5 protein-coding genes are annotated in these 8,494 nt (G+C 46.2%); all 5 read left to right on the forward strand.

The window, feature by feature from the left end:
• Window positions 1-86: 86 nt before the first annotated feature.
• Window positions 87-680, forward strand: a complete 594-nt coding sequence (locus tag ACFFJH_RS10800; RefSeq protein ID WP_446697466.1) for a DUF4214 domain-containing protein — start codon at window positions 87-89, stop codon at window positions 678-680.
• A gap of 492 nt (window positions 681-1,172) precedes the next feature.
• Window positions 1,173-2,036, forward strand: a complete 864-nt coding sequence (locus ACFFJH_RS10805; protein WP_390212449.1) for a sulfotransferase — start codon at window positions 1,173-1,175, stop codon at window positions 2,034-2,036.
• 189 nt (window positions 2,037-2,225) lie between these two features.
• The gene (locus ACFFJH_RS10810; RefSeq protein WP_390212451.1) at window positions 2,226-2,846 is read left to right on the forward strand and encodes a response regulator; all 621 of its coding nucleotides are present in this window, start codon (window positions 2,226-2,228) and stop codon (window positions 2,844-2,846) included.
• Window positions 2,847-4,631 (forward strand): ATP-binding response regulator, encoded by a 1,785-nt coding sequence (locus ACFFJH_RS10815; RefSeq protein ID WP_390212453.1) that lies wholly within the window; start codon window positions 2,847-2,849, stop codon window positions 4,629-4,631.
• Window positions 4,632-4,887: 256 nt separating this feature from the next.
• A partial coding sequence (locus tag ACFFJH_RS10820; RefSeq protein ID WP_390212455.1) for a DUF4347 domain-containing protein occupies window positions 4,888-8,494 on the forward strand: 3,607 nt, incomplete at its 3' end.

The following is an 8,494-nucleotide window of genomic DNA, read 5'->3' on the forward strand; positions in this document are numbered from 1 at the left end:
CTGATGCGGTAGAAACCAAGATGGGCACCAACCCTATCGTGAAAGACAATAACGTCTTACAACGCGCCGACATGTTTGCGATGCAGATGTACCGTGACTTCTTGTTCCGTGAAGCCGATACCGCGGGCCTCAATTATTGGGTCAAGCAAATTGAACAAGCTGGCATGAGTCGTGAACAAGTGGCGGCCTCCTTTATTGCCTCGACCGAATTCCAACAAGGGATTGGTAGTATTACTCGTCTGTACTTTGGGACCTTTGATCGCTTACCGGATCGTGATGGTTTGGATTATTGGATCAAGCAATACAATGCGGGCACGTCCTTATCGACCATTAGCAACTCCTTTGTTGCGAGTACCGAGTTCCAGCAAAAGTACAGCAGTGTCGACAATAGCCAGTTTGTGGATTTGATTTACCAAAACGTCTTGCATCGTCCTGCGGATGCCGCTGGTAAAACGTATTGGGTTAATCAATTGGTCAATGGCTTTAATCGCGGTGATCTCTTGGCTAGCTTCACCGAATCGNCCCGGTCACGTTTGATCAATTACTCAATCAACCTCAGACCGATACCGTTACCCTTATTGGGCAGTTTATTCATTCTGATGAGTATATTGCGCGGTTTATGGAGTAGTTTATTTAGTATTTTTAAAATTAAAAAGACTGCATTTTTGCAGTCTTTTTAATTTTTATACCCGAGTGTTTAGCATCCAGAGCAACACGATTTATAGTGCCATTACCGAAAATGAGACTGGAGAACAAATGTCTAAATTCACCATTATTCTGATCGCGAACAAAAACAAGAAATAAGCTTTGCTTGGCATGAGAGGCTATCTATCCATCTAAACTGAACTAAAACTCGCAATTCAATAACTAACTCACCAACTACATTAAAAAAACAAAGTAACATGCGATACCCCAATGCCATGTTTGCGCTGGACTTCCTAACTCAGGATTGGCCAAATTCGCTACTGTTCTATTACAGAATCCACATACCAACGTAAAAATGAAAGCGCCAATTACTTCATTTATTCGGATTTTATTATCCTTAGCCAAGATGGGCAGTAAATTCGGACTTCAAGTTAATGATCATCAAAGAATAAATTTATGTAGTGGATTCGACATACCCTGCTATGCCAAGTTATAGTTCATCTCGCTATCTTCACTTATTACCAAAAATGACTCAATTCACCTACCACTTTATTTCTGGTTTGCCACGCTCCGGCTCCACTTTACTAGCTGCTTTGCTTTTACAAAACCCTCGATTTCATGCCGGTATGACGAGTCCAATTGGTGCTCTATATAGCAGTTTATTACATCAATTTGGTGCAGGAACCGAATTTGGCCCGGTCATCACTAAGGCCGAGCGTAAACGTTTAGTACGTGGATTATTTGATTCCTACTACGCTGAACATGCTGACAAAAGCGTCGTGTTTGATACCAATCGCATGTGGACAGCACATTTACCCATGCTGATGGATCAATTTCCAGGTTCCAAAGTCATAGCCTGCGTACGCAATGTGGCGTGGATTATGGACAGTATAGAGCGCAAGTATGCGGCCGATCCCTATGAAATCACACGCCTATTCAATGATGATAATGAACGCGCCACTGTGTACAGCAGAGTAGAGACCCTAGCCCTACGCAACCGACTGGTAGGCTATCCTTGGGCAGCCTTAAAAAGCGCATTTTATAGTGAGCATGCTGGCTCCATGCTGCTAATTGATTACGATTTGCTGGCGCAGGCACCGCACAAGGTTTTACCACTAATTTATGACTTCATTGGAATTGAGCCATTTCAGCATGACTTTGAAAACATTCAATATGATGCCCCCGAATTTGACACTCCTTTGGGAATGCGTGGCCTTCATAAAGTCAGGCCAACAATCAGTTTTGAGAGTCGAGACACTATACTGCCCCCTGATTTGTTTCAGCAATATAGCCAACTCTCTTTTTGGAAAGACTGCACTGGGAGTCGTGCCAACGTAATTACCGCCAAATTTGTCCCGACCTCAACTGAGAATCTAGAGCGCTCAACATGAGAAATAGGGAGTAGGTTAGGTGCGCCATAAACTTATCTTCAGTTTTAGTATTTTTAAATTTAAAAGATCCTTGAAAAAATGCCCTAGTGCAAAATTATTCAGATTGACGATAAAATGCAAAGACTTCGCTCCTAATCCATGTAGGATGCGCGTACTTTCCTTTGTATGACGTAATAGACTACCACCTAAATGGCTAACCAAACCTTGCTACTCATTGACGATCACAGCTTGTTTCGTAGTGGACTACGAACTTTGATCAATAGTAGCCTCCCTGATATTGCCATCATCGAATGTGCTTCTCTTGAGGAAGCCATGCAGTTATCCGGCCTGCCATTACATTTAATTCTGCTTGATATTAAATTACAGGGATTAAACGGTTTAGAAGGTAGCGCATTACTACAACGGAAATGGCCTGATGCGCCCATTATTATCATTTCAGCCGATGATTCGCCGAACACGAGCAAACTGGCTCTAGAGCGAGGCGCTTGTTATTTTATGTCTAAGGGTGACTCCGCTGAGGAAATCTTACGCGTCATCATAAAAGTGCTCAGAGATGATGAAAATATCGACTACAACAAAAATACAACTGCGACGCTAAACGGAGTTCAACACAAGCCATTACTAACACCGAGGCAATACGAAGTGTTAGATCTCTTGTGCAAAGGGCTTTCAAATAAAATGATAGGCCGCCAACTGGAACTTTCAGAAAACACGGTACGCTGCCATGTGCAAGTATTATTGGCGGCCTTAAACGCCAGCAATCGCTCCGAGGCGGCGTTCACTGCACGTCGTATGGGCTTGGTCGCGTAAATGCCTCAGGCCTCTCCTCCTATCGATAATAAAATACGTACCGAGCTTCAACTTGAGCTTCAGCGCGAACTCCAGCTTTTATTAATGCGCAATCTAGGCAGCTCGATGTTACCGGGGATTCTGGTCGCCTTAGTTCTATTTTTCACTTTAAAAAATGAGCAAAATATAGTCGCCTTAAGCCTTTGGTGTATCGCAGTCACGCTGTCTAAATTGATCGATGTCTATGATGCCAAGCGATTCATTCGCCAAGGCATACTAATCACTCAAATCAAGCAAGTGCAAAAACGTCTCATGCTATTGCACGCCATTGATGGTGCGGTATGGGGAGCCTTAGCATGGATCAGTTTACATACTGCAAGCACCGCGGGCAGTGTTTTAATCCTCGCGGTTTTAGCAGGAATTGCAGCAAACTCCATGTCGATACTTTCGCCAGTATTGCCCGCATTCGCTTTATTTCTTCTATTCGAACTCGGCTCCATGGTGTATGCGGTGATTACGCTAAATGATCCTGCGTATTGGGCGATCGGCATTGCCGTGGGTATGTATGCGATCACGCTCATGGGACAAGCCTACAATACGTCTCGGACCGCACGTGCTTCTATACAACTGCGCTTTGACAATCTAGAACTGATAGAGCAACTGAGTTTAGCGACCAAACAAGCCGAACAAGCACAACTCGCAGCCGAAGCAGCAAACGCTGAAAAATCGCGTTTTTTGGCGGCGGCAAGTCACGACTTGCGTCAACCCATACATGCTCAAGGTTTATTTTTGGAAGTTTTACAAGCCAGTGAATTAAATGAAACTCAACGACATCTGGTTAATAATATCTGTTCCGCGGCCGATGCCACTACTGAAATGCTACACACCTTGCTCGACTATTCTCGCATCGAAGCAGGTGTCATCGAAGCTCAACCACGCCCCTTTAGACTGCAACATTTATTAAGTAAAATCGAAAATGAATTTGCCCCGCAGGCTATGCATAAAGGTCTTATTTATCGTTCACCAGAAACCCACTATGTCGTCCATTCTGACCCCAGTTTGGTAGAACTGATACTCCGCAATTTAGTCACTAATGCGATTCGCTACACACAGCATGGCGGCCTATTAATATCGACTCGTAAAATACAAGGACAACTTAGTTTGGAGGTCTGGGATACCGGCATAGGAATCGATAAGATTCACTTCGAAGAAATTTTTAAAGAATTTCAACAACTAGGAAACAGCGAACGAGATCGTCAAAAAGGCTTAGGACTGGGTTTATCTATCGTCCAAAAAATGACTCATTTATTAGGCTTAGAGTTAACGCTGGCATCACGTCCAAATCGGGGCAGTGTTTTTAAATTGAGATTGCCACTAAGCTTTGTCACCATACTGGAAGAAGAGTCCAGTCCCAAGCTGATCAACACACCGCAATTACACGCACGCATCTTGGTCATTGATGACGATGAGACGGTACGTCAAGCGATGTCTGCCCTGCTACGTGGATGGGGCTGCGAGTGCGATCTGGCTAGTAGCATGGAAGAAGCCTTACTGCTGACCAGCAAAGCAAAGCCTAACTTGATTATCAGCGATTATCGTCTGCGCGAACATAGCAAAGGCAGCGAAGTCATACTAGCTATTCGCTCCAAGTTTGCAGAAACTATCCCAGCCATTTTGGTCACAGGCGATACCGCACCAGTCCGTCTGCGAGAAGCAAGTGCTTCAGCGCTTCCCTTACTCCATAAACCTGTATCGCCCTCAAAGCTTTACGCTCAGCTTGTGCTCATGCTCAAGAACAATTCTTAAAATTGCCCCCCTGCTTTTTCCCCTTGCCTTACTCTAGTCCAATCAGACTATAGACAATCCTTTTCACGACAAGGATCATTACGAACTATTTTGTTTTTTGTAAATTTTCTTACATAAAAATTTATTGCGTCTCAATTTAAATCATCAATTGGAAATAAATTGAACTATAAGCAGCCTACATCTTCGATTCATGCTTGACGAACAGAATAGCTACTAAATCCACCAAGACTTCCAATACGTTTAAAACAAAAACACCATGTCCCTCTGTGATCCATCGTCTTCATCACCTGTTAGCATCGTATCTCCTAGCTTAAGCAGCGCAGTCGAACCTATTTCACGTAATTTAGAAATATCATTTAATGCCAACAATGCGCTACAACCAGTGTTGACTGAGCCAAGCAAATCTATCGTCTTTATCGACAGCCGCTTACCCGACTTTCAACAATTGGTCGATGCCGTCCCTTCCGGCACTACGCTGGTTATTTTGGATAAGACTCAGGATGGAATCAAACAGATTGCAGAGGCGCTACAGAATTATCAAAACCTCGACGCTATTTCTATCATTTCTCATGGTGCCGACGGCTTACTGTTATTAGGTAACGCCGCCTTACATGAAGGCAATTTAGCCAATTACCAAAATGAATTACAAATCATCGGCAAGGCGCTCAGTTCAGACGGCGATTTACTACTGTATGGTTGCAATGTGGCGGCCACGGCCAAAGGCCAAAGTTTTATCAATCAACTTGCCCTAGTCACCAATGCAGACGTCGCCGCATCCAACAACGATACTGGCATTGCCAATCGTGATGGCGATTGGGTTTTGGAAATATCCACTGGAAACATCGATCATCATTCGACATCAATCGACCCACTACAACTGGCGAACTGGGATCACCTCGCTGCGACTTTAACCGCATCCGATTTGGCGAGCTTACAGGCGGCGATGGCAACTGCCAATTCAAATGGCGTCGATGACACGCTCACATTAACTGATGACATTCTCTTTATTTCAAGTGGTAACACCATCACGATAGGAGCCGATTCAGGTCACTCATTAACGATTATCGGCAGCAAAAATAATGCTGGCGGTGCGGTAACCATTGATGCAGGGAATTTAACCCGCGTCATTAATGTTACTTCGGGAGCCAATGCTAGCTTAGAAAACCTAATTATCAAAAACGGTTTAGCTGCAGGAAATGGCGGAGATAACATGGGTAACACTATTGGCCCTGGTCGAGCTGGAACCGATGGCGCTGGTGGTGGGATTCGCAACGCGGGCACACTCAGCATACATAATAGTACGATCACAGAAAACAAGGCATCCGGTGGCGGCGGCACAGGCGGCGGCTTCGCAAAAGGCGGCGGCGGCGGCGGCGGTGGTGGTTTTGGTGCAGGCTTGGGCGGTACGGGCGGCTTCGACCGAGTAGGTGAAACACCAACCGCTCCCAGTGCTGGCATCGGTGGTAATGGATCGGGCACATCAGGTGGACAACGTGGCGGATACGGTGGTAGCACGATCGGCGGTGCAGGAGGTGGTGCAAGTATTCCTTACGTTGGTTCTGGTTATAGCGTTGGCGGTGCGGGCGGGACAGCAAGCAGCGGTAGCATGTCAATCGGTGGCGGTGGTGGTGGTGGTGGCGGCTATTTTGTTGGTGGTACAGGAGGTAGCGCCGTTGGAGGAATTTTTAACAGCGGCACGCTAACCATTACGAACAGCAGTATTACCAATAATATTGCTGCTGGCGGCGGTGGCGGTGGCGGTGCTGCCGCCAACTATGCAGGTAAAGGAAATGGTGGCGCTGGTGGCAACGGCGTTGGTGGCATTTGGTCGACAGGCACCCTACGTATGGATGCCGCATCGCAGTCCTCGCTGACGATAGGAAATAAAGGAGTAGGCGGCTTTGGCGGAACCACTTCAGGGGCAGGCAATATCGCGGGCAGTAATGGAAGTAGCAATAATACTCACTTAGGTACGATCACGCTGTATAGCCCTCCCGCGACATTAAATATCGGCTTATCACAAACAACACTTAAAGCAGGTGATACGCAGAATGTGACATTCACATTTTCCGAAGCTGTCACGGATTTCAATATTACAGACATCTCCATTGCGAATGGCAGTTTATCTGGCTTACAAACCAGCGACAACATCACTTACACAGCCATTTTTACGCCAAACGCGAATGTCGATAGCGCCAACAATAAAATCTCTGTCAATCTTGCAGGTACCTATAATTCAACTAATACGCCAGGCGTAGGCACAACGAATAGCGGTAATTTCGTTATCGATACGAAACGACCTACGCTCACGATCAGTAGTGACAATACCGCACTGAAGACAGGCGAATCAGCAACGATCACCTTCAACTTCAGCGAAGCACCGCTTGGATTTAACGCTGGCGACATCTCGGCCAGCGGAGGTATTTTAAGTAATTTCAATGGATCGGGCACAACGTGGACTGCGCTCTTTACGCCAACCGCAGCAACCAATCAAGGTTCATCCACAATTAGCGTCGTCGCTGGCTCTTACACCGATGCGGTAGGAAATAGCAGTGCTGCCAATAGTAGTCTTACGCTTAGCTTTGATACCAATACACCAGCGATTTCAAGCGTCTCAGCGCCAACAAATGCAACTTATGCGGCAGGTCAACATTTAGACTTCACCGTCAATTTTGATGAAAACGTAGTCGTCACTGGCTCACCTTCAATCCCGCTCACGCTCGATTCAGGCGGGACAGTTAATGCAACTTACTTTAGCGGTAGCGGTTCCTCTACATTAGTGTTTCGCTACACCGTCGCCAATGGCAACGCAGATGCCAACGGCGTAACGCTAGGCACAAACATAGTTAGCAATGGCGGTAGCATCAAGGATACGGGCGGTAATAATGCATCACTAACGTTGAACAGCGTAGCCAGCACTGCTGGCGTCTTGGTTGATGGCACCGCCCCAACGGTCATGAGTATCAATCGCGTGTCATCCACACCAACAAATACAAGCACGCTCGATTTCCAAGTAAGCTTTTCTGAGAATGTGGCGAGCAATGTTGTCGATATTGGTGACTTTTCACTATCCACTAGTGGGATAGTGAATGGCAGTATCGCAAGCGTTTCTGGTTCGAACAATCTATGGACCGTTCGCATTGATAATGTCAGCGGCAACGGCACGCTACGATTAGATTTAAAAAACACTGGCACAGGGATTACTGACATTGCTGGCAATGCGATTGCTGGGGGCTTTACCACTGGACAAAGCTATACGATCGACAACGCAGGTCCATTAGTCAACAGCGTCACTTCATCTGTAAGTAACGCCACCTACGACGTCGGTGCAGTGATCCCTATCAATATTACATTTAATGAAAATGTCTATATCACTGGCACCCCGCAACTCACTCTTGAGACAGGAAATATTGATCGCACGGTAAATTACGCCACGGGCTCAGGTTCATCGACAATTACTTTCAACTACACCGTACAACTCGGTGACAATTCGGCTGACCTAGATTATCTAAGCAGTACAGCACTCAACTTAAACTCAGGCAGTATTAAAGACCTGTTAGGCAATAATGCTTTACTTATCCTGCCTACCCCAGGAAGTCTTAACTCTTTAAGTGATAACAAAGCAATCGTGGTCGCGACAAATGTCGCCCCCACCATCACAGGCGCCCTCACCGGACAAGCCATCAATCAGTCCAGCACGATCAATCCCTTCTCCAGCATCGTCATCACCGATCCCGATGTTGGTGCTTCCGAAACCTTAACTATCACCCTCGACAATGCCGCTAAGGGCGCTTTCACGGCCGCGTCTTTAACTGCCAGTGGCTTCTCCACCGCCAATGCAGGGCTAACTTATACCCATGCCG

Source organism: Affinundibacterium danionis (assembly GCF_042432465.1).
In the GTDB taxonomy this organism is placed as follows: Bacteria; Pseudomonadota; Gammaproteobacteria; order Burkholderiales; family Burkholderiaceae_D; genus Undibacterium; species Undibacterium danionis.